We start from the raw sequence: 22,031 nt of genomic DNA on the forward strand, positions 1-22,031 counted from the left end.
AAATTTCATTTGATTTATACAAATAAGACAATCCTACTATTTCTCAACTTTGTCCCATAATTAAAACATTAAAAAAATGACAAGTAAAATAGCATTAGTAACAGGTGGAAGTAGAGGACTTGGTAAAGATTCAGCTATACAATTAGCAAAAAAAGGATTCCACATAATTCTCACCTATCAAACAAAAAGAGAATTTGCAGACGAAGTGGTAAAAGAAATTGAAAACATGGGGCAAAAAGCCTTTGCTTTGCCTTTAGATATTTCTACAACAACAGGTTTCAATCAATTTGCTAACGAAGTAAAAGATATTTTGGATACTCAATTTGATTCTGCAAAACTAGATGCTTTGGTTAATAATGCAGGAATAGGAATCAACCAAAGTTTTGAAACAACTACCGAAGAAACAGTGGACGCTATGACAAATATTCATTTCAAGGGACCATATTTCTTAACTCAAAAATTATTACCATTATTAAATGATGGAAGCAGCATTGTAAACACTTCTTCTGGTTTAGCAAGATTTTCTTTTGCAGGATATTCTGCTTATGGCGCTATGAAAGCAGCAATAGATTCTCTATCAAGATATCAAGCTTTAGAATTAGGAAGCAGAAAAATAAGAGTAAATTCTATCGCACCTGGAGCAATTGAAACCGATTTTGGAGGTGGAGTTGTTCGAGATATTTCAGATTTAAACCAGCACATTGCCTCTGAAACAGCTTTAGGAAGAGTTGGTTTGCCAGACGACATTGGAAGCGTGGTTGCATTTCTTTGTTCTGAAGATTCTAAATGGATTAATGCTCAAAGAATTGAAGTTTCTGGAGGATATAAAATTTAATTGAACTTCATAGCATAAAAAAATCTACTCTAATTGTTCTAGAGCAGATTTTTTGCAAAAGAGGAATAAAATAGAGCAATAAGAAAACGAGATAGCCTAACTTTTATTGTTTTTAGGATGATTTATTGAAACAAAAATAATACACATTACGGTTTTTCTTACCATTATTACTGATTTACTTAACTATTTAAAAATCAACCAATCATAATATGTAATTTTGCATTATAAAAACAAAAAGATAATGAACGAAACCATTTATTTTAATAGTGTGAGCGATTACAATGATTCTTGTGAACAAGAAACTTTACATCCTTTGGTAAGTATTTTAGATTTATCAAAATGCCCACCTCGTAAATGGAAAGCTGGAACTAGTGTAAAAATGAATTTCGGTGTGTATGCTATTTTTTTAAAAGATGTAGTTTGTGGAGACATCCGTTATGGTAGAAATTACTACGATTATCAAGAAGGAACATTGGTTTTTATTGGCCCTGGGCAAGCTTGGGATATAGAATACGAAACTTCTTACTATCAACCTCATGGGCATGTTTTGATTTTTCATCCAGACCTAATTCACGGTACTTCTTTAGGAAAAATTATTCAAGATTATCAATTTTTTTCGTACCAAATGAATGAAGCACTACACCTCTCCGAGAAAGAAAGACAGATTATTTTGGATTGTTTTGCTAAAATTCAGTTTGAACTACAACAGACTATTGACAAACATAGCAAAAAACTTATTGCCTCTAACATCGAGCTTTTTCTGAACTATTGCGATCGTTTTTACGATAGGCAATTCATTACCCGAGATAATGAAAACAAAGGTATATTAGAGCATTTTGAGGTTTTATTGAATGATTATTTTTCTTCTGAGAAACCACAAAGCATTGGTTTTCCATCGGTAAGTTATTGTGCAGAAAAACTAAATTTATCTCCTAATTATTTTGGTGATCTGGTAAAAAAAGAAACCGGTAAATCTGCTCAAGAATACATTCAATCAAAAATAATAGACCTTGCTAAAGAAAGGATTTTCAACCACTCTAAAACCATTAGCGAAATTGCTTACGAATTAGGATTTAAATATCCACAACATTTTACCAGACTTTTTAAGCAAAAAGTTGGCATATCTCCCTTAGAATACAGAAGTTTGAATTAACATTTCTATATATTCCCTAATCATATTCAATCAAATTCTATATAAAACTTGTGACCTAGCTCACAGGTTTTTTCTTTTTATATGAAATAATTTTGCAATATTAAATGTAAAATTCATGAAAAAAATTTTTGTAATAAACGGCGGACAACATTTTGCACACTCTGGCGGAAAATTTAATAAAACGTTAGTAGATTGGGATCAAATATTCTTTAATAAAGAAAATGGCTTCGAACTGAATATAACAGATATTAACGAGCCTTATACTGCAGACGAAGAAGTGGAAAAATTTGTAAATGCCGACATTATTATCTACCACACTCCTATTTGGTGGTTTGGGCTGCCTCATAAATTCAAAGAATATCTGGATTTAGTGCTTACCGCAGGACACCGAAAAGGAATTTATTACAGCGATGGAAGAAAATCTGAAAATCCAAATTTGAATTATGGAAAAGGAGGTTCTATGCAAGGTAAAAAATACATGTTAACCACCACTTGGAACGCTCCAGAAACCGCATTTACTTTAGAAGGAGAGTTCTTCAACCAAACGAGTGTTGATAATGGTGTAATGTTTGGTTTCCATAGAATGAATGCTTTTACAGGCATGGAAAAAATTGGAGGATTCCACTTCCACGACCTTGAGAAAAATGCAACTCAAGAAAGAATAAGCAACTATCAAAGTCTATATTTAGAACATTTAGCAAATAAAATTCAACCTTAAATTATATCAATGAAAAAAAATATTCAGACAAAAATATTAATATCATTTTTAATGATTTTGATGACATTAAATATTTTTAAAGCTCAAAATAAACAATCAAAAATAGAAAATATGAAACCAAAAATTTTATTTGTAGTTACCAGTCATGATACTAAAGGAAATACCGGAGAAAAAACAGGTTATTATTTAGGTGAAGTATCTCATCCTTGGGAAGTATTGGTAGAAGCAGGATATGAAATTGATTTCGTTAGCCCAAAAGGTGGAAATCCGCCAGTTGACGGCTTTGATTTGAAAAATGATGTAAATAAAAAATTCTGGGAAAACGAATTTTACCATCAAAAAATAACAAATACCCTAAAACCAGATGAAGTAAAACCAGAAGATTACAAAGCAATTTTCTACGCAGGCGGACATGGTGCAATGTGGGATTTGCCATACAATGAAGAAATCGCCAAAATTACCACAAAGATATATGAAAAAAATGGCGTTGTAGGCGCTGTTTGTCATGGTCCAGCTGGTTTAACAAATGTAAAACTGAGCAACGGAAAATATCTAATAGAAGGTAAAAAAGTAAACGGATTCACCAATGAAGAAGAAGAAATTGTAAAATTAACAAAAGTTGTTCCGTTTTTATTAGAAAACAAATTAAAAGAAGTTGGCGGAATTTACGAAAAATCGGCTCCTTGGCAAACACATGTTACTATAGATGAAAGACTTGTAACCGGACAAAACCCACAATCCGCAAAAAAAGTTGGAGAAGCTATTAGAGACCTTCTCAAAAAATAATCTTAAAACTTTGGCATATTCTATTTTTGTATTTTTGCATTATGGAATATGCCTCTTTTTTAAGAAAACACATCGAAGAAATTATCACTTTAAGCGACGAAGAATTTGCATTAATTCTTCCGTATTTTTCTTATAAATCTATCAAAAAAAAAGATTACCTCATCAAAACAGGTAAAAATGTAACTTCCGAATTTTTGGTTGTAGAAGGTCTGCTAAAGGCTTTTACTCATAATGAAGAAGGAAAAGAATTTATTGTTCAGTTCGCTATGGAAAATTGGTGGATTTCAGATTATCCTGCTTTTAAAAAATTAGGAAAAGGCGAAATTTGTGTGCAAGCTTTAGAAGATTGCATTGTGCTAGAACTCACTTATGAAAACAGAATAAAAATGGGACAACAAATCCCCAAAATACATCAATTTCATAGTAGCAAAGCATTTAGCGGATTTGTAGCACTTCAAAAAAGAGTACTTTCTCTGCTCAAAAACTCAGCTCAAGAAAAATACGGATTGCTCTTAGAACAATATCCAATTCTTTTTCAAAGGGTTTCTAAATCTACAATTGCTCACTATTTGGGCGTTTCCAGAGAAACACTAAGCAGACTATCTAAAAAAACTTAAACATCTTTTAATTCAAAAAAATGTAACAAAACACTAGCGAAAGTTGTCTAATAAATAAACCGATAAATATGAAGAAGACAATTTTCTCAATTTTACTACTTTGTAGCGCAATTGCATTTGCTCAAGAAAAAAAAACTGACACCTTAGAAAAGACCAAAGAAATTCAGGAAATTATTCTTAAATCTCAAAAGAAAAAACAATTTGCAGACCGTGCTGTTTACACTTTTGATAAAGAAGCTTTAGAAAAAGCACGATATGCAAAAGATTTACTTAGAACTTTACCCGAACTTCAGTTAGACCCAATTTCTAACACCTTAAAAAGTACAAAAGGAGGAACCTCTTTATTTTTAATCAACGGAATTGAAGCCAGCGATATGCAAATCCGAAGCATACAACCTGCCAACGTGGTAAAAGTTGAATACTACGACATTCCGCCAGCAAGATGGGCAAACCGAGCAGACATTGTGGTAAACGTTATTACCAGAAATCCAGAAACTGGTTATGTTTACGGTGCAGATGTAAGTTCTGCATTAAATACAGGATTTGTGAATGGTTCTGCGTATGCCAATTACACAAAAGGAAAAAACGATTTCGGGGCAGAATATTCTATCAATTTAAGAGATTATGACAACCGAACGGTAAAAAGTATTTATGACTATCAATTAAACAACTCTCATTATCGTTCCGAAGAAGATAAAAAAGACCATTTTGGTTACACCAGCCAATATATTGCGCTAAGATATACCAGATTGGTACAAGATAATTATGCTTTTCAGGCAAAATTGAATGTTGATTTATTCACGAGTTTTGTAAAAGGTAACGGACAAAGTGCTTTCTATAAAGACAATACCGTCGAAGAGCACAGCATGTTCAAAAATGGTAATTCAGATTATACCAAACCTACTTTAGACTTGTATTTTTCTAAAAATTTAGGTAAAAAAGATGAATTAAGTTTTAACATTGTAGGCTCTTATTTCACTACAAACACCTCTGAATTAGCTAAAGAATGGATTAACACCAACAATACTTCAGTTTATGATAACGACATGAATCTGAAAGCAAAACAATCTGGAATTGTAGGCGAATTAGCACACATTCATAGTTTTGAAAAAGGAAAACTTTCGTCTGGTTATCGAGTTTCTAATACTTCTATTTCTAATGATTTGCAAAATCTTTCGGGATTTTCAGAATATGAAGTAAACTATCTGGAACAATATTTCTACACCGAATATTCTGGTAAAAAAGACAAATTTTCTTACCGAATTGGCGCTGGCCTTACCAATATTCACAACAAAAGTGCTGAAAATGTAGATGACGAATGGACTTTTACACCAAAAGTTATCTTAAGTTATACTCTAAAAAACAATCAAAATCTGCGTTTTACAAGTTCTTACAAACCTCAAAGTCCTGGAAGCTCTGCCCTTAGTAGCAACGTAGTACAAATGGCTCCGAATATCGTACAAAAGGGAAATCCTTATCTTAAATCTGCTCAAAGATGGGGCAACAACCTTATCTATTCTTACAACAACAAGCATTTTGATTTTAATGCCAATTTATTTTATTGGTACACCAATAGAGCTATTAACCAATATTATGTACTGGAAAATACACTTGGAGGCTATGCTTTAACGTATGAAAATGCTAAAAATTCTCAACAATACGGCGTACAATTGTCTGGCTCTTACAAACCTTTCGAAAGCAGTTTATTGGTTTTAAAAGCGGTAATTTCTCCTGCTTCGGAAACGGTAAGAACAAGTAAAGGCGAACTTATAAAAAATGATTACATTGGCAATAATTTTGGCATTTCTTCAGAATATAAATCTTTCAGTATAGAATATCAGTTCAACATCCCTATTTATACTCTTGATGGCGCTTTTTTGAGAACCAACGAAAATGCCAACCATGTTTTTGCAAATTACAAATTAAAAAACTGGACTTTTTGCACAGGAATGTATTGGCTAGGAATGCCATCAGATTACAAAACGAAAAGTCTTTCGCAGAGCCTTGTTAATTACTCTCGTCACAACCAAATTTGGAACAACAAATCGATGTTTATTCTCGGTTTAAGTTATGATTTTTCTAAAGGTAAAAAAACAAATTTAGATAGAAAACTGAATAACAGCACAGCTCCAGCTGCTACATTCTAAACATAAAAAGGCCGTCATCAGATAATTTTGAGACAGCCTTTTCTTTTCATTTTCATTTATTAATCTAGAATTATTGTCTAGCTTCTAAATAAGATTTTGTTTGATAAAATTAAGACTTCCTAAAGCTAGTTGCTCTGCATTATAAGGAGATTTTTGCCACAAAGAAACCATTTGTTGCATGCCCAGTATTGAAGATGAAAAATTTTCTAAAACCAAATTCCCTTCAAAATTAATTTCTTTTAAAGCATCAAAAAACTGATTCCAATTTACAGTTCCTTCTCCAAGCATACCTCTGTGAGATTCTGTAACGTGAATGTGTTTCAACTTTTGATTTGCCAATAAAATAGGGTCGCGGAAATTATTCTCCTCAATATTCATGTGAAAAGTATCCAAATGAAGAAATAAATTATCTTTTCCGGTTTTTTCTATTAATTCTAAAACATTTTCTGCGGTATTGCAAACATAAGATTCATAACGATTGATAGGTTCTACAGCAATATTAACTCCTTTTTCTTTCGCATAATCTGCCACAGAAAACCACACTTCTACAATAGTATTTTTCTCGGTTTCACTCAACGGATTTCCAGAAAAAACGCCAATTCCTCCATGCAAAACACCTCCCAAAAAGTTAGTTTCTAAATCTGAAGTTTTATCAATTGCATTTTTTATCAATTTTTCTGCTTCTTTAGGATAAAAAGCAATGTGAGCATCTTTAGGTAAATTTAGAGAACAAACTACATCCAAATGATTCTCTTTCAATTGTTTTTTAATGGCTTTCGCATCAATTTCCATTGAATTAGGCAATAGAATTTCGATAAGGTCAAAGCCAGCTTTTGCTGTTTGTTCTATGGCATATTTCCCAGCTTCTGCATTCCAGTTTGGAGTAATCCAAGAGAGCAGCGAAGCTCCTATTTTAATATTCATATATTTTTGTTTTTGATTGATTTTAAGATAATTATTTTTTATTTTATAATTTTTATGTGTAAAAACCCACACAGACTTTTCAAAGATTTCTGATTAAATAAACATCTGTGCGGAAACACACAAATGATAATCTAAAAAATCCACCATTCTGCTCTCACGCCAAAATAAGTACCAATTTTCTTAGCGCCAGCTTGTTGCAAAAAGGCCGAATATAAGTTATCTGTTGCTTGTTTATTATACTTTGCTAATTCTGCTATAAATCTAATATGAGGTCTTGCCCAAACGCTTCTTTCTGCAGTTGGAACAATAGTTGGAGCCAAAGCAATTTTCCACATTGTAGCTGGAGATTGTGTACCGTCTTTTCTATTGGCATAATGCAATTCTGACAAAATATGAAACCAATTATTGAAATAATAAGTAGCTCTTACACCGGTGTTAAATTCTTCTTTTTTATTGAAAATTTCTCTTTTATAATAATCTATAGCTTTATTATTGCTATCAGAACCTCCTTTGGATTTGGTATAAACAAAATAAGGATTTACAGACCATCTTGAAGAAATGTTCCAAAGTAAATGTTCTACAAAAGTTATAGAATAAGCTCCTTTATAGGTTTTTGTAATTTCATCTGGCGCTCCGAAAGTTCTCCAAGTTTGTGTATTACCGCCATCTCCTCCATTTGCAATTCCGCTTCCATATCTTAAAGAAACTTGGTTAAAAGAGCCTGGCAATTTAGTTTTAAGTTTACTGCTTAGTTTTGCACCAATTACCCAACCGTTATCCGAAGGATAGTTCTCTACAGAATTTTCTCCAGATTTGCTAACATTATGATATTCTGCAAGAAGTTTCAATGTATTTTCTTTAAAAAACATAGAATGTTCTAATACCATCACCTCGCGTTGTCTATATACAAGATTCTTTGCCCCACTTATAATATTGGTATAAGAATAAGGAGTAGAATTAGTAGCCAAAGTATCTATAGCCGCAGGAAAAAACATAGAAAAACGTGTGTTTTTATATTTTACGCCCCATCCAGTTGCAGAATGGTCATCAAAATAAAAATAATCTGCAATGTGTATATCATCGTACCTCAACCATCTTGCTCCAGCCCAAAAATCCCATTTTGTACCCATTATATTTCTGGCTTCTACAAAAGCTTCGGGCAGAGCTACTATCATCCCATTATTAGACTTGGTATCTACATTTCCTAGAAAAGTACCTCCTGAATAGAAACTGAGTCTCGTTTGAAAATCAATTTGAGTACTGTCTTTTCCTACAACAGGAGTAAAATGTATTGTTGGTAAAAAATCTACATAATCATTTTGATCTAATCTTCCTCCTAAAGAACCTTGATTACTTAAGTTAAGTTGTTTGCCTGTATTTCCGTTAGAATTTGGCGAAAAACCAGCTCCTATTCTTCCGGTTGTCCCAAAAGAAAACTTTTTGTTCGTTATTATTATTTGAGCATTAAAACCACCGCCAATTGCTGTAAAAAGACAGCAAATAAGCATTAAATAATGCGTTTTCATATTATTTAATGGTTTTAGGCTTATAAAACTTCACTGCAAAAACAATAATTACAACGTAGCAAATTATTGGCAATAAATACGCATGAGCAATATCTGTTTCTGCTATTTTTCCCATTATTGGAGGGAAAACAGCACCTCCAAACATTGCCATCACAAGAAAAGAAGAAGCTTGTTGAGTATTTTTCCCTAATCTTTTTAATCCAAGGCTGAAAATGGTAGGATACATTACACTCAAAAATAAATTAAGCAATATCAAACTAATAAATGAAATCCAACCGAAACTTTGCGAAATGATAAGACAAAGTACAATATTACAAGCCGTAAATATGGCTAATAACTTGTTCGGAGCTATAAATTTCATTAAAAAAGTCCCTAAAAAACGTCCAATCATCATCATAGCCATACTCAACGAAAAATAATATGAAGCCTGAGTTTCTGGGATATGTACTTTTTCTACACCATAATTAATAAAAAATGCCCACGTTCCGCCTTGTGCTGCGATATTAAAAAACTGTGCTACAACAGCAAAAATAAAGTGTCTCTGTCTCCAAAGAGGCGCATTTGGATTATAATTATTTTTATCTTCAAGAGTATTTTCTTCAGGATGAACTTCATTAGCATGAGGATCTTTCAAATCTGGAACTTTAATAAAAGAAAAAACAATGGTAATGACAAGAATAATTACCCCAATCCAAGTGTACAACGTTTTTACAGAAGTTAAATCGCTTGATTCTCCAGAACCACCAAAAATAAAAAAGCCACCAATTAACGGACCAATAATAGCTCCTAAACCATTAAAAGATTGTGCGAAATTAACTCTTTGGTCGCTGGTTCTTTCGTCTCCCAAAGCTGCTACAAAAGGATGAGCCACCGTTTCTAAAGTTGCCATTCCAAGGGCTAAAATAAAAAGTGCAAATCTGAAAAAATTAAACGATGATTGGTTGGCTGCTGGAATAAATAAAAATGACCCAAGAGAAAATAAACTTAAGCCTATAATAACTCCTACTTTGTAACCATATTTTTTCATTAAAAGCCCTGCCGGAATTCCCATTATGGCATAAGCTCCAAAAATAGATAACTGTACCAAACCCGATTTTGATTTAGAAATATTCAAAACATTTTGAAAATGTTTATTCAATACATCTCCCATTGTAAGAGCAATTGCCCAAAAGAAAAACAAGGAGATTACAAAAGATAAAACCACAATGTATCTTTTTTCTGTAAATTTTGCTTTATTCATAATAAAAATAATTGATCAGTTAAACAGACTTTTTATATTGATTTTCTCTGAAAATTCTATATTCTTCGTAGTTATAATCTGGGCAAGCGCCAAATTTAGACGTGATAAAAGCTCCCAGAGAAACGGCTTGTTTCATTATTTCTTCGGGCGATTTTTCTTGAATTCTCTTGTGTAAAAAACCAGCCAAAAAAGAATCTCCACTTCCTACAGTATCTGCAATTGTGATAGGAATTGCCGAAAAAGTATAACTTTGGTTTCCTACAAAATATCTGGCCCCTTTACTTCCTTTAGTTAAAACAACTTCATTAATATTGAAATATCTTTGAATGTGTTTTACACCAGTTTCTTCGTCTATATATTCTTCGCCAAGAAATTCTATGATATTGCGCAATTCTGGTTTGTTCATTTTCACCAAGTCGCACTTGTGCAATAAAGTTTTTATAAGTTCTACATCAACAAAAGGAGGACGAAAATTCACATCAAAAATTTTGAATTTTGCCCATTCTAAAAGTTGAAACAAGGTTTTTCTAGAAGTTTCGTTTCTTGCAGCCAAACTACCAAAAACGAAGGCTTCAGCATTTTTAATAATCTCTTCGTGCTCTGGAAGAATTTCTATAAAATCCCAAGCTACATTTTGTACAATATCATAATGAGCTTCGTTATTCTCGTCGAAATTTGCAATTACAGTACCCGTAGAAAACTTCTCGTCTGTCTGAATAAGTTCTGTAGTGATTCCCCAATTTTTGATTTGATTTACTAATTTTTCGCCTAGCTCATCACTTCCTACTTTACTTAGCATTTTAATATCTGTACCCATTTTAAAGGTATTATAAGCCACATTAAAAGGTGCTCCGCCAGCTCTTTCTCCGTTTGGAAAGATGTCCCAAAGAACTTCTCCGAAGCTAACAATGTAAGGTTGAGTTGTATTTTTCATTTTAGTTAAACGTTTAAGTTGGTTGTTAAAAAAATATTATTTGATAGATTTTCCTTCAATAATTTGAGTTGAAAGAATTTTGGTTTTCTCAAGAGACTTATAATCTGTAATCAGATGATCTAAAATAGTAATTGTTTCATCTGCCATTTCTTCTAAAGGCTGTTTTATATAGGTAATTTCTGTTGGAAACAAATTATATGCTTCCGTTTCATCAAAAGCAATAACAGAAACCTCTTCCGGAACTTTTATATTATTAATTAATAGATACTTAAGACCTGCTACAGCCAATTTATTACTAGAAAAAAATAATGCAGTATTGCTAACTTTATTATCTAGTAAATTTTTAATTCCATTTTTAACTTCATCAGAAGTATTCTCTATACCTACAAGAATTTTTTCTGTTTTTACACTTTTTTCTGAATTCAAAATAGCAGAATCAAATCCTTTTTCTCTGTCCAAAAGATGAGGCATAGTTGTTTGATAACCAATGTAAACTATTGTATCAAAATCTTTATCTAATAACCTCTGAGTTGCTTCTTCAGATATTTCTTTGTTATTAATTAATACCGCAGGAATTTTTGTATTATTAATATAACGGTCTATCATTACAGCAGGGTACTCCTCTTTTATTAACTGATTAAGAGCTACTTCCGAACCAGCAACTGGAGCTATAATAAGACCATCAACCTGTTGTTGAGAAAAAAGTTCAATCAACATTTGGAATTTTTCAGCATTCTCGTCAGAACTTCCAATAATTAATGTATACCCTTTTTTTAGAGCTTTATTTTCTAATTTTCTAGCTAATGTGGAGTAAAATTCATTAGAAATGTCTGCCACTATCAATCCTAAAAGTTTCGTTTTATTCGTTTTTAAACTTTTAGCAATTTTGTTAGGTTTATAGTTTATAGATTCGGCAATTTTAAAAATCTTTTCTTTAGTTGCTTCGCTTATTTTTTGTCCTTCCTTATTATTAAGAACATAAGAAACCGTAGCAACAGAAACTTGTGCAATTTGGGCTATGTCTTTAATGGAAGTTCTTTTCATAAACTATTAATTAACAGCACAAAAGTATATTGTTATTTTTTCTAAAAAAATATTTGATTTTTTTTTGCAGTTTTCAAAAAAAATGTATTTTCGCAAAATTTTCAAAAAATCAGAATTAACACAATAAAACATTGATATTCAGATGAATATCAACTTTATAATTTATTAAAAGTTAAAGAAATATTAACGCAAAATGAAGTTTATACAATCTAGATTAACATTTTAGTTAATCGTTTAAGTAATGATTTTTTAATAAAAATGATTAAAATCAGTTAAATGAGGATATAATGTTGTTAAAATAGAAGATAGTGGATTGAAAAAATTAGATAAATTAATTCTTCTAAAAAACTGATAAGTATTAATTATATCTCAAAAATTGATAAGCATAAAATAAAATTAATGCTCCTAATCCTGTGAGAACAATAAAAATTAATATCTGCGAGATAAACAAAATGACAATATCAGTATAATTAAGTCGCAAATTCATTCTTTTATATGCAATCATTTCATCATAAGTATCTAATTGATGACTGAAATAAGACTTGTATTTACTCGTAAGATAAATTTTTGAGAATTTTTGCTTTAAAATAATTGTAAATTTAATAACAATCAGCAACATTAGAACGGCAACTACTCCTAAAAGAAAAATCATGGTTATAATTTAAATTTTTGCTAAACTTTTAACAATTGATTAAACAATATGTTGAACATCAACAGAGATTATTCTACAAACAATTTTTATGCCAAAAAACCTTATAAAATGGGCATTTCCTTGATATTTAAAAGATTTTGAAGCTAGTTATTTGAACATTAATAAATTATAATTAAGTAATTTTTTTATTTTTCTTCGTTTAAATTTTCATATTATATGATATGCAATAATGTCAGTGTTTTTTCAAAAAACTTAATTATCATTCAAAATTCACAATTTCATTCATTTCTTTACATTAATAACCACTAAAAAATATAAAAAAATCACAAAAACACTTCATTTACAAAAATAATCGTAAATTTATCCTCGAAAAAAAGTGCAGATTTCTCTTCATATATAGATTAGATATTGGCTTACATTACTCAAACAAAAAAAGGTCTAAAATCACTTTAAAAACTAGTAGTGCATTATCAAACTAGATTTATTTTTAGGTTGTTTATATTTCTATCAAAAACAAATTTATTCAGATATTGAATAGTTGTAAGCGTTGTAATTTTAGCCAAAATTCTTGTTTTAAAACCTTCAAAAGTTTTGGCGTAGTTTCTTCTAATCATAAATTGGTCAGAAAGTTGTGAAAATATGGTTTCAATTCTTTTCCGATATTTTTTGAACTGATAAAACTGTGGTTTGTAGTCTTTTTGATTTTTTCTTTTAGGAGTTTCTAATTCTATATTCACTTCATTGAATAAATCTAATTGAATGGTTTGAGATAAATAACCTTTATCTCCAAGCAGCACACAATCTGACATTTGAAGCTTAATATCTTGCAAATAATGAATATCGTGAACAGATGCAGGAGAAATATCAAAACTCTGAAAAACACCAGAAATAGAACAAACTGCATGGAATTTATATCCATAAAAATGTAGGTTCTGCGAAGCACAAAATCCTTTGTTGGGATAAGCATAGTCAACATCTTTACAAATCTTGCTTCTAGAAGAACGCGATATTTTGCATACTTCCAAAGGCATACTGTCTACTATAAAATAGTTTTCAGATTCATTAAATTTATCCACCATTTTCATTTTTATTTCTTTTAGAAAAGGAAATAGTTTTCGTTTCCTTCTGTTATAAACAATTCTTTCAATTTTTGGTTCAATTTCAAAATCTTTTATATCTCTAAAAAGTTGATGTTCTGAATCAATTGACTTAAATTCAGCCAATATAATCAAACTAATCGACTCTATATCAGATAGTTTTGGTTTTATCGGTTTAAAATAAAAATTTTCAGTTTCAGAAATTTCTCTTAAATTATTTAAAACTAATTTGTAACTTGCTTCAAGGTTGTTTATAATCGTATTTGATTGACAATCAATACAATATACTAATTTCTAGTTATTTGAGCAACCTTTTTATAATGCACTACGAGTTAATATTTAAAAAATAAGGCACATTTTCTAATTTTCGCCACCCAACATCTGGTAATAAAATTGAATCTAACAATCTATAAATTATTAGTATCATAAGATGCTCTGGAGCTTATTAATTTATTTTTCCAACAAATTTTTAATACAATAGCCTCCGTTATCACTATTAATGCAAACAACATCTTTTAAAAAATAGCATACACCAAAATTCATGTTAACTGTTGTCCCAGCTTTCCATTTCCGAGGAAAACCCTTTTACCTAAGAATGCAAAGTTTTCTATCCACATACTGTATTATAATCGCTAACACTATTACATCCATTATTCAAAATATTTAATTCAAAAAATATATTTTTTTATGCTTAAAATTAAGAATCAGTAATATTGGTAAGTAAAAAAGTAATTCGTATAAATTGTTGTTATCAAATATTTTAGAATTTTGTTTTCACAAAATAAATAATGAAAAATGGAGTATAACAATAAAAAAAACAGTTTTTCAAGAAGAGATTTCATGGCTAAATCTACTTTAGCCACCTCTGGAATATTTGCAGGGAGTTCTTTTTTGTTAAAAGCTTTTGCAGCTACCGGCAATGATGCGAAAAATAATTCACAAAAGAAAAAATTTGATAATGTTTTACCTAAACGTAAATTAGGAAACCTAGAAGTTTCTGCTGTTGGCTTAGGCTGTATGGAGATGATTAAAGTATACGCTACTCCACCGTCAAGACAAGATGCTATCAAAATTATTCGCCAAGCGTATGATAAAGGGGTAACATTTTTTGATACTGCAGAAAACTATGGTCCCTTGTTAGATGAAGAAATTGTGGGTGAAGCTTTACAGCCTTTTCGTAAAGAAGTTGTTATTGGAACCAAATTTGGGTTTAGCACTTTTGATCAACTAACAGGTAAAAATATCGGTGGTAGAAATAGTACACCAGAGAATATTCGTAAAGTAATTGAAGGTTCTTTAAGAAGACTGAGAACAGATTATGTGGATTTATTTTATCAACATAGGCTTGATCCTAATGTTCCTATTGAAGAAGTTGCTGGAACGGTAAAAGATTTAATTCAAGAGGGTAAAGTACGAAATTTCGGAATGAGCGAAGCTGATGCAGAAAATATTCGTAAAGCTCATGCTGTTCAGCCATTAGCAGCTTTACAAAGCGAATATTCTGTGCTATGGAGAGGTGTTGAAAAGGATATTATTCCAACATTAGAAGAATTAGGAATTGGTTTGGCATGTTGGGGACCTTTAGCTGCAGGATTTTTAACGGGTATCGTAACCAAAGATTATAAAACAGGTGATGTTCGTGATAGCATTCCGCGTTATGCGCCCGAAGCACGAGAAAAAAATCTAAAATTAGTAGAGCTAATTAACACTTGGGCAGAAAAGAAAAACGCAACCATTGCACAAACTTCTTTGGCATGGCTTTTAGCACAAAAACCGTGGATTGTCCCTATTCCAGGAACTTCAAAAATGAGTCACTTAGAAGAAAATATTGGCGCCGTAAATATAAAGTTTACAGATGCAGAAATTAAACAATTTAATGAAGAAGTAGCCCAAATAGAAGTGATAGGTGCCAGATGGAGGTAGGATGTAAGTTTTTGATAATGTTTATAATAAAAAAACATGAAAAAAATTTTTCAAGTAGCACTAATGCTTTTTTTCTTTTGTAGTTGTGCAAAAGCAGAAGATGCTGTAGTTGTTCCAATAGATAGTATAAATGGAAAAAAAGTATTGATTGTTTATCTTACTAGAACAGGTAATACAGAAGCTGTTGCAAAAATGATACAGCAACAGGTTGGCGGTAATTTGGTGTCTTTAGAATTGCAAACTCCTTATCCTGAAAATTATCAGGCAACAGTACAAAAAGTTTCTAACGAAAATACTTCGGGCTATTTACCTCCTCTTAAAACAGTTATAAATAACATTCAGCAATACGACATTGTCTTTATTGGTTTCCCTACTTGGGGAATGCGTTTACCTCCTCCAATGAAAACATTTTTAACGCAGTATAATTTAAAAGGAAAGACCGTAGTGCCTTTTAACACAAACGCAGGTTATGGTTTGGGAAGTTGTATTGATACAATTAATCAATTATGTCCCAACAGCAAGGTTCTTGAAGCCTTTTCTGTGCAAGGTGGAATAGAACGAGATGGAGTTATATTCGTAATACAAGGAGAGAAAGAAGTTCAAGTAAGACTATCAGTTAATCAATGGTTAAGTAGTTTAAAATTTTGATTAAGAAGTACAAAAAATGGAAAAAATTAATTCAATAAATCGACGAAATTTCTTAACAACCAGTATTTTATTAGCGGGAAACGCTTTGCTTATTGCTGCATGTGGCAGTAAAAGAGATCTTATTAGTGGAATTGACAACTTTGAGAATATTGGTGGAGAGAGCAAAGTGAACCCATTTGACTTCAATACAAAAACAGTATTGCTCAATAGTGGACATAAAATGCCAATTATTGGAATTGGTACATATACACTAAGTACAACACAAGCAGAGGAGTCTGTTTACAATGCACTTAAAGTTGGTATACGACTTATTGATACAGCAGACATTTATGGTAATGAACGTGGTGTAGGAGAAGGTATAAGACGGGCAATACAAGATTTTGAAATAAAACGTGAAGAAATATTCATTACCACAAAACTTTGGACATCAGATTTTTATCGTGCAGATGAAGAAATAGATGAACGACTTCAAAGGCTCGGACTTAATTATATAGACTTGTTATTACTTCATCACTCAGCTCCTAATGATGAACATGCTTATCAAGCAATGGAACGTGGCGTTGCAGCAGGAAAAATATGTTCAATTGGTATCTCTAACTTTTATGAATCTGACATAAATAGATTAATGAATATTGCTACAATTAAGCCTGCAATTATCCAAAATGAAACGCACCTTTATAACCAAAGTCGCTCTGTAAAATCATATGTTGCTCCTCTTGGTACAATAATGGAATCTTGGTTTCCACTTGGAGGACGTGGTAATGGGATTTCTACACTCTCGCAGAATGAAATAGTTACATCTCTTGCAACTGCCCACGGTAAATCACCATATCAAGTAATACTGAGATGGCAACTACAAGCTGGTAATATCGCAATTCCAGGATCAAGAAATTCAATTCACATACAAGAAGATTTTAACATATTTGATTTTGAATTAGCAGAATCTGAAATGCAACGACTAAACGCATTAGACCGCAGACAAAGATTCGCTTCTTATTAATATAATTAAATAAAAATGAAAGATAACATCAACCGCAGAGATTTTATTGCAAAAAGTACTCTTATAGCAGCAGGATTAGCTGTAAGTAACTCAGCATTAGCATCAGTTTTTAACGAAAATAATAAAAAAGTAATGTCAAACAAAAATAAGCAAACAAGAAAACTAGGATTATTAGAAGTTTCTGCCTTAGGTTTCGGAGCAATGGGTTTTTGTTGGTTTTATCAACCTCAGGTAAATAAAGAGGCCGCTATAAAAGTATTGCGAGAAGCATATGAACAAGGTATAACGTTTTTTGATACTGCAGAAATTTATGGTCCATTTATTTCAGAAGAATTTGTAGGGGAAGCATTGGCTCCAATCCGCGATAAAGTAGTAATCGCTACTAAGTTTGGATTTGACATTAATCCAGAATCGAAACAAATTAACGGGTTAAGTAGTAAACCTGAACACATTAGAAAAGTGGTAGAAGCCCAATTGAAACGATTGAAAACAGATAGAATTGATTTATTATACCAGCATCGTTTGGATAAAACAATTCCTATTGAGGAAGTTGCGGGAACTATGAAAGATCTAATTCAAGAAGGGAAAATTTTACATTATGGTCTTTCAGAAGTTGGTCCTAATACAATTCGTAAAGCACACGCTGTTCATCCTGTTACAGCAATTCAAAATGAATTTTCTTTCTGGACAAGAAATTCAGAATCTAAAGTAATACCTATTTGTGAAGAGCTGGGTATTGGTTTTGTACCATGGAGCCCATTAGGAATGGGATTTTTTACCGGAAGATTTAAAACAGGGAAAGAATTTGCTCCTAATGATTATCGTCCTAATCTTCCTCGTTTTACACCAGAAGCAATTAGACATAATTATGCTTTGGTAGATTTATTAGCATCTGTTGGTAAGCTTTATGACGCAACTCCTGGGCAGGTTAATCTTGCTTGGCAATTAGCTAAGAAACCATTCATTGTTCCAATTCCAGGTACTACTCTATCATCTCACCTAAAAGAAAATATTGGTGCAATTAATCTTAAACTCTCTATCGAAGATATTAAAAAGTTAGATGATGGTTATGCCACGTTTAAAGTAATGGGAGAAGATACTACTCCACAATTGAAGGCTCAAAGCGATGTCTTTAACAATTAATCCATAGAATTTAAACAAAATGCAAACATTAACATTAAACAATAATATAGAAATGCCAATTCTAGGATTTGGAGTATATCAAATCACGGATTTGGAAGAATGTGAACAAAGTGTTTTGACTGCTTTGGAAGCAGGATATAGATTAATAGACACGGCTTCAGCTTATCAAAACGAAAAAGCTGTAGGTGATGCGATTAGAAAAAGTGGAATTCCTAGAGAAGAGATTTTCATTACGACTAAACTTTGGATTCAAGATACAGGGTATGAAAAAACGTTTCAAGCATTTGAAAAATCTTTAAATAATTTACAAACAGATTATTTGGATTTATATTTAATCCATCAACCAATGGGAGATATTTTTGGTTCTTGGAGAGCAATGCAAGAATTAAATCAAAAAAAGAAAATTAGAGCTATTGGGGTTTCCAATTTTCAGCCTGACAGATTAATGGACTTAATTGTGAATAGTGGTTTTGCACCTGCGGTGAATCAAATTGAGGTGAATCCTTTTCATCAACAAATTGACACACAAGAGTTTTTAGAAGACAATAATGTTCAAGTACAATCATGGGCATCATTTGCTGAAGGACGAAATGATATATTTCATAATGAATTACTAATTTCTATTGGTGAAAAATATGGAAAATCTGTAGCTCAAGTTATCTTAAGATGGTTAATTCAAAGAGATGTAATTGTTATTCCAAAATCAGTAACTCCAGAGAGAATAATAGAAAACTTTGATGTTTTTGATTTTGAATTAAGCGCTAGTGATATGATGGCAATTATGAAACTAGACACAAGAGATAGTCAATTTTTCAACCACAATAATCCTGACATGGTAAAGAGCCTTAGCAGTTATAAATTTTAAAATAAGTAAAAATGAAACAGATAATAACAGTATTTTTTTTAACAGCATTTTCAATTGCTGGATACTCACAAAACAACAAACAAAATAAAATGGAATCAAAAATTCAAGCCATTGAAGATAAAATGGCAATAAAACAAGTTGTAGATATATTTTCTAACCTTGCAGATACCAAAGAAATAGATAAGTAGGTTTTACTTTTCACAGAAGACGGAGTTGTGCAATCTTATTCAAATGGTCAACTTTCTTCTGATTTAAAAGGTAGAAAGGAACTAAAAGAGAGATTCGCAGGATTTCTCGCAGGCTTCCACACAGTTTATCATCAAAATGGGCAACAAACTATTGATGAACTAACTGCAACTACTGCTAAAGCAACCTCATATTGTCGTGTAATTTTAGTTGGCGAACAAAACGGAAAGCAAAATAAAATTACAATGTACACCATTTACAAAGACGATTTTGTAAAAGAAAATGGTATTTGGTTAATCAAAAAGCGAATATCAAATTTTGTAAGAACAGAATCTGAAGAAGTTAAATAATTAGAAAAAATGAAAAATAAAAAGAATATCTGGCTGACAATGTTCTGCTTTATATCACTAAGCTTTAATGCACAACAATTATATCAAATAAAAACAGAGCAAAAACCTCTAGTATTAAAAGCACAAGGAAGCTTTTATGTAGGTGGGAATAAGGAAATACAAACCCGTACGGAAGTTGGAGTTTTTTTCCTGACGGAAACCTTACAGTAAACCAAATGTATGTTAATTATATGGTTCCTCAAGAACGCAAAGGTAATATATCGTTTGTTTTTATTCACGGGATGAACCTTACAGGAAAAACTTGGGAAACTACACCTGATGGAAGGATGGGCTGGAATGAATATTTTGTTCGTAAAGGTTATCCGGCTTATTGGGTTGACCAAGTAGGTGCCGGTCGCTCAGGATTCAATCAAAAATCGTATAATAACGTAAGAAGCAAATCTATAGAACCCGACCAACAGCCTGGCATCATCCGTATTTCAGACGAAAACACCGTGGTGAATTTCAGAATTGGTTTAGCGGATAACCAACCGATAGAAAATGCAAAATATCCGGTAAAGTCACTGGATGAGTTTTCTAAACAAAGTGTGCCTTTTCTTGCAGGAACAGTTCCTAATCCAAACCCAACGTATCAAAATCTTTCAACTCTTGCTAAAGATTTGAAACATACTGTATTGGTAAGCCATTCTCAATCGGGTGCTTTTCCCGTGGAAGCAGCTTTACTTGATACTGAAGGACTTGATGCTTTGATATTGGTAGAGCCAGGAGGAACCGGAGCCGGATATACAGAGGAGCAATTGAAAAAATTAATCAAAATTCCGGTTTTGGTTGTCTTTGGGGATAACCTGAAAAATGACACCGGTGTTCCCGGACATTCTTGGAACAACTATTATGAAGGCTGGAATACTTTTGTAAACAACCTTAACAAAGCAGGAGGTAAAGCAAAAATGCTACACCTTCCAGAAGTAGGCATCAAAGGAAACTCACACATGATTATGCAGGATACTAATAGTTTTGAAGTGGCAGATATTATATTGAAGTGGCTTAATGATGAAAAAAGAATATTTTAACATGAATTCATTTTCTCAGAAAGGGATACAAGCTCCAAAAGAATGGTTTACAGGAACCGTTTGGCTTAATATGGCAGTAAAACCAGATGAAGGATATAATGTGAATATAGGAACGGTAACTTTCGAGCCAAAAGCCAGAACCAATTGGCATTCTCATACTTCAGGACAGATTTTATTTGTGATTGAAGGAATAGGATATTATCAAGAAATAGGAAAACCCATCCAATTGATACAAAAAGGAGATGTTGTAAAAATTCCTAAAAATGTAAAACATTGGCACGGAGCTTCCCATAATAATTCCATGAGACATATTGCTATAATTTCTGATGTTGATAAAGATAAAACTGAATGGTATGAACCCGTAAATGATGCAGATTATAATTCGTTTAAAACTCCTGTTTATGAGGTAGAAAATAGGTTGTCCACAAAAGCAATTATGAATCACGAAGAACTTTGGCCCAATTATATTTCTAAAATTAAAGAAACAGACCCCGATTTAATAGAAATATTCGAAAATTTTGCTTTTGATGATGTAATATCTCATCATGAAATGGATGTGAAACTTAGAACAATTTTAATTTTAGCTTCAACTATTGGAAGCCAGTCTTTAACAGAGTACAGAATGTTTGCGAATGCAGCTTTAAATGTTGGTGTTTCACCAGTTGAAATTAAAGAAGTTTTATACCAAGCCGTTCCTTATGTTGGGATTTCTAAAGTAATTGATTTTATTACTGTAACCAATGAAGTTTTTCTTGAAAACAATATAAACTTGCCATTAGAAAGCCAGGCCGTCACTAATCCTAACAATCGATTAGAAAAAGGATTAGGTATTCAAAAGAATATTTTTGGAAACAGAATAGATGATATGTATAAAAATTCTCCAAAAGACCTATTGCATATTCAAGAGTTTTTATCTGCAAATTGTTTTGGAGATTATGTCACAAGAAATGGTTTAGATGCCAAAACCAGAGAAATGGTAACACTTTCTTTTCTTATTGCTTTAGGAGGAACAGAAAATCAAATAAAAGGACATATTCAAGGTAATGCCAACGTGGGTAATTCTCGTCAAGATTTAATTAATTTAATAACACAATTATTGCCTTATGTGGGCTATCCTAGAACTTTGAATGCAATTGCATGTTTAAATGAAATATTACCTTATAAAAATTAAAA

22 protein-coding genes and 1 pseudogene are annotated in these 22,031 nt (G+C 31.8%); 16 read left to right on the top strand and 7 right to left on the bottom strand.

Translation table 11 applies throughout. The features are described 5' to 3' along the window. Positions 1-76: 76 nt before the first annotated feature. From QM746_RS12755 to QM746_RS12780, 6 genes are all read left to right on the top strand, one after another. The gene (locus QM746_RS12755) at positions 77-835 is read left to right on the top strand and encodes an SDR family NAD(P)-dependent oxidoreductase (protein WP_414984579.1); all 759 of its coding nucleotides are present in this window, start codon (positions 77-79) and stop codon (positions 833-835) included. A 241-nt stretch (positions 836-1,076) separates the two neighbouring features. Further along, positions 1,077-1,988, top strand: coding sequence for a helix-turn-helix domain-containing protein (locus QM746_RS12760; RefSeq protein ID WP_414984580.1), 912 nt, complete (start codon positions 1,077-1,079; stop codon positions 1,986-1,988). Between the two features lie 115 nt (positions 1,989-2,103). Next, a complete protein-coding gene (locus tag QM746_RS12765; RefSeq protein ID WP_414984581.1) occupies positions 2,104-2,706 on the top strand; it encodes an NAD(P)H-dependent oxidoreductase in 603 nt (200 codons plus the stop codon). A gap of 111 nt (positions 2,707-2,817) precedes the next feature. Further along, the gene (locus QM746_RS12770) at positions 2,818-3,492 is read left to right on the top strand and encodes a type 1 glutamine amidotransferase domain-containing protein (protein WP_414984582.1); all 675 of its coding nucleotides are present in this window, start codon (positions 2,818-2,820) and stop codon (positions 3,490-3,492) included. A gap of 41 nt (positions 3,493-3,533) precedes the next feature. Continuing rightward, on the top strand, positions 3,534-4,109 hold the full coding sequence (locus QM746_RS12775) for a Crp/Fnr family transcriptional regulator (RefSeq protein ID WP_414984583.1): 576 nt from the start codon (positions 3,534-3,536) through the stop codon (positions 4,107-4,109). 68 nt (positions 4,110-4,177) lie between these two features. Beyond that, positions 4,178-6,256 carry a TonB-dependent receptor plug domain-containing protein gene (locus QM746_RS12780; RefSeq protein WP_414984584.1) on the top strand — a complete coding sequence of 693 codons (2,079 nt, stop codon included), beginning with the start codon at positions 4,178-4,180 and terminating at the stop codon, positions 6,254-6,256. 84 nt (positions 6,257-6,340) lie between these two features. On the opposite strand, the gene QM746_RS12785 is transcribed toward QM746_RS12780, so the two are convergent. From QM746_RS12785 to QM746_RS12815, 7 genes are all read right to left on the bottom strand, one after another. Next, positions 6,341-7,180, bottom strand: coding sequence for a sugar phosphate isomerase/epimerase family protein (locus QM746_RS12785; RefSeq protein WP_414984585.1), 840 nt, complete (start codon positions 7,178-7,180; stop codon positions 6,341-6,343). A gap of 131 nt (positions 7,181-7,311) precedes the next feature. Continuing rightward, positions 7,312-8,706: a carbohydrate porin gene (locus tag QM746_RS12790; protein ID WP_414984586.1), complete on the bottom strand. Its 1,395-nt coding sequence runs from the start codon at positions 8,704-8,706 to the stop codon at positions 7,312-7,314. 1 nt (position 8,707) lies between these two features. Then, complete coding sequence (gene fucP, locus QM746_RS12795; RefSeq protein ID WP_374360748.1) at positions 8,708-9,946, bottom strand: L-fucose:H+ symporter permease; 1,239 nt, start codon at positions 9,944-9,946, stop codon at positions 8,708-8,710. Positions 9,947-9,965: 19 nt separating this feature from the next. After that, a complete protein-coding gene (locus tag QM746_RS12800) occupies positions 9,966-10,880 on the bottom strand; it encodes a carbohydrate kinase family protein (protein WP_414984587.1) in 915 nt (304 codons plus the stop codon). A gap of 36 nt (positions 10,881-10,916) precedes the next feature. Beyond that, entirely contained in the window at positions 10,917-11,924 is a 1,008-nt protein-coding gene (locus QM746_RS12805) for a LacI family DNA-binding transcriptional regulator (protein ID WP_414984588.1), read from the bottom strand. Between the two features lie 358 nt (positions 11,925-12,282). After that, positions 12,283-12,576: a hypothetical protein gene (locus QM746_RS12810; protein WP_414984589.1), complete on the bottom strand. Its 294-nt coding sequence runs from the start codon at positions 12,574-12,576 to the stop codon at positions 12,283-12,285. A 470-nt stretch (positions 12,577-13,046) separates the two neighbouring features. Next, positions 13,047-13,877: an IS982 family transposase gene (locus tag QM746_RS12815; protein WP_414985155.1), complete on the bottom strand. Its 831-nt coding sequence runs from the start codon at positions 13,875-13,877 to the stop codon at positions 13,047-13,049. A 591-nt stretch (positions 13,878-14,468) separates the two neighbouring features. On the opposite strand from QM746_RS12815, the gene QM746_RS12820 reads away from it, so the two are divergent. The 10 genes and pseudogenes from QM746_RS12820 (at position 14,469) to QM746_RS12865 (ending at position 22,029) form a co-directional block, all read left to right on the top strand. Further along, the gene (locus QM746_RS12820) at positions 14,469-15,596 is read left to right on the top strand and encodes an aldo/keto reductase (protein WP_414984590.1); all 1,128 of its coding nucleotides are present in this window, start codon (positions 14,469-14,471) and stop codon (positions 15,594-15,596) included. Positions 15,597-15,659: 63 nt separating this feature from the next. Beyond that, positions 15,660-16,244 (top strand): flavodoxin family protein, encoded by a 585-nt coding sequence (locus tag QM746_RS12825; RefSeq protein ID WP_414984591.1) that lies wholly within the window; start codon positions 15,660-15,662, stop codon positions 16,242-16,244. Positions 16,245-16,410: 166 nt separating this feature from the next. After that, complete coding sequence (locus QM746_RS12830) at positions 16,411-17,244, top strand: aldo/keto reductase (protein ID WP_414984592.1); 834 nt, start codon at positions 16,411-16,413, stop codon at positions 17,242-17,244. Between the two features lie 15 nt (positions 17,245-17,259). Further along, positions 17,260-18,387 (top strand): aldo/keto reductase, encoded by a 1,128-nt coding sequence (locus QM746_RS12835; protein WP_414984593.1) that lies wholly within the window; start codon positions 17,260-17,262, stop codon positions 18,385-18,387. Between the two features lie 19 nt (positions 18,388-18,406). Next, positions 18,407-19,252: an aldo/keto reductase gene (locus QM746_RS12840; protein ID WP_414984594.1), complete on the top strand. Its 846-nt coding sequence runs from the start codon at positions 18,407-18,409 to the stop codon at positions 19,250-19,252. 11 nt (positions 19,253-19,263) lie between these two features. Then, positions 19,264-19,440, top strand: coding sequence for a hypothetical protein (locus QM746_RS12845; protein ID WP_414984595.1), 177 nt, complete (start codon positions 19,264-19,266; stop codon positions 19,438-19,440). 18 nt (positions 19,441-19,458) lie between these two features. Next, positions 19,459-19,788: pseudogene (locus tag QM746_RS12850) on the top strand (nuclear transport factor 2 family protein); the annotation flags it as partial. Positions 19,789-19,797: 9 nt separating this feature from the next. Next, complete coding sequence (locus tag QM746_RS12855; protein ID WP_414984596.1) at positions 19,798-19,998, top strand: hypothetical protein; 201 nt, start codon at positions 19,798-19,800, stop codon at positions 19,996-19,998. A gap of 5 nt (positions 19,999-20,003) precedes the next feature. After that, positions 20,004-20,858 carry a hypothetical protein gene (locus QM746_RS12860; protein ID WP_414984597.1) on the top strand — a complete coding sequence of 285 codons (855 nt, stop codon included), beginning with the start codon at positions 20,004-20,006 and terminating at the stop codon, positions 20,856-20,858. Between the two features lies 1 nt (position 20,859). After that, the gene (locus QM746_RS12865) at positions 20,860-22,029 is read left to right on the top strand and encodes a cupin domain-containing carboxymuconolactone decarboxylase family protein (protein ID WP_414984598.1); all 1,170 of its coding nucleotides are present in this window, start codon (positions 20,860-20,862) and stop codon (positions 22,027-22,029) included. The last annotated feature ends 2 nt before the right edge of the window (positions 22,030-22,031 follow it).

The sequence above is a fragment of the Cloacibacterium sp. genome (genome assembly GCF_047601505.1).
In the GTDB taxonomy this organism is placed as follows: domain Bacteria; phylum Bacteroidota; class Bacteroidia; order Flavobacteriales; family Weeksellaceae; genus Cloacibacterium.